The organism is Campylobacter troglodytis (assembly GCF_006864425.1).
Classification (GTDB): domain Bacteria; phylum Campylobacterota; class Campylobacteria; order Campylobacterales; family Campylobacteraceae; genus Campylobacter_D; species Campylobacter_D troglodytis.
Genome location: NZ_QHLI01000150.1, coordinates 1 through 1,319, shown reverse-complemented (window position 1 = coordinate 1,319; position 1,319 = coordinate 1). Strand labels below are relative to the sequence as shown.

The following is a 1,319-nucleotide window of genomic DNA, read 5'->3' as shown; positions in this document are numbered from 1 at the left end:
GAAATCAAAATTAAACACATATCTAGTAGTAGCCCAAAGCCCTTTGAATTTAACATAATCAGGTCTTAGATCCTTTAAATTTATAGGCTTTTTGCTTCTTATTTTTTTGGTATTACTCATTAGATCTATCCATAAGTCTTTGTCATTTTTAGGCATTACTTTGTGTGTGGCAAAGTCTTTGTGCTTGTATCTTGGCTCGTGTTCTTTATACATCCTAGTAGCTTTTACATTGTAGGGCTTTGATTTTTTAAATCTTGGAGCGAAATTGAATTTATCCTCTAAGACTATGTCTTTTTCGTTTAGCTCATCAAATTCTATGGCTTGGCCTAGTTTTTGTATGTCTTTTATGTAGGCGTAAGGGGTGCTTTCATCAATTTCTTTTCCTAAATTCTCCCCAGCCTCTTCATAGCCCATAATATAATGACTCCATCTTTGATCCTTTGATAACCAAAGCTCCCCATCATAATAATAATGTTCTTTTGGCTTTGCTAAACTTAAAGACACCCTCACAGGAATTTGCAAAAAGCCACTAATCCTTTCTTTGAAAAAGTATTCTAGCTTATGTGGGGCAAGTTTTTGCAATAATTCTCTTGCGTAGATGTGATTATAATTAATGAGATTAAGCTGAGTATCCTCCCAATCCTTGCGAAGTGAGAGCTTAGAGTCGCCAAATATAGCACTTCTTATAAAATATTTTTGCTCCTTTGTATAAATAATTATATCAACACTAGAATTATAAATGATATTAAAACAACTCTCACAAGCTTCGTCTGCATTGCAGGTATTTTCAAGATCAAAATAATCCATCCTATACCACTGCAAAACTAGCATTGCTTCTAAATCTTTTAATTCCTTTTCAAATTTTAATTCCTTGATATTTTTTTCATATTCTTCCTTGCTAGCCCACTCATTCATCATTTATCCTTGAAATCATTTTTTATATGAACTGTAAAATTTGCATATTTATGCCTTTTAATAAAAGCCATAAGCTTTTTAATGCTTGAATTTATATAGGGTTCTATCTTGTCTTTGTAACGGTTTCCATATTTTTCATAAAATTTGGCATTTAAACGGTCAAACTCTTTTTTTCTTTTATCTCCTTTTAAATTGTTTATACTAGCTAGTTCCTTGTCTATTTGCTTTGCTAAGTTTCTTAGCTCTTCTTTTTCTGCTTCATAATTTAAAGGATACTCCCCATGTGTAATCAACTCCAGCCCATCAAATCCCCTCCCTATCAACAAACAACCCTCAGTCCTATCAAGCGGGGATTCTAGCACATTTGTGCCTGAGTGGATGAGTATGGCTGTTCTTGCCTTATC

Annotated in this window: 2 protein-coding genes; both read right to left on the bottom strand. The window is 33.2% G+C overall.

Going from position 1 to position 1,319, the window contains the following annotated elements:
- A partial coding sequence (locus DMC01_RS12480; protein ID WP_142694507.1) for a hypothetical protein occupies window positions 1-915 on the bottom strand: 915 nt, incomplete at its 3' end.
- On the bottom strand, window positions 915-1,319 hold a 405-nt coding region (locus tag DMC01_RS14070; protein ID WP_185908955.1), incomplete at its 5' end, for a hypothetical protein. The genes DMC01_RS12480 and DMC01_RS14070, both read right to left, overlap by 1 nt.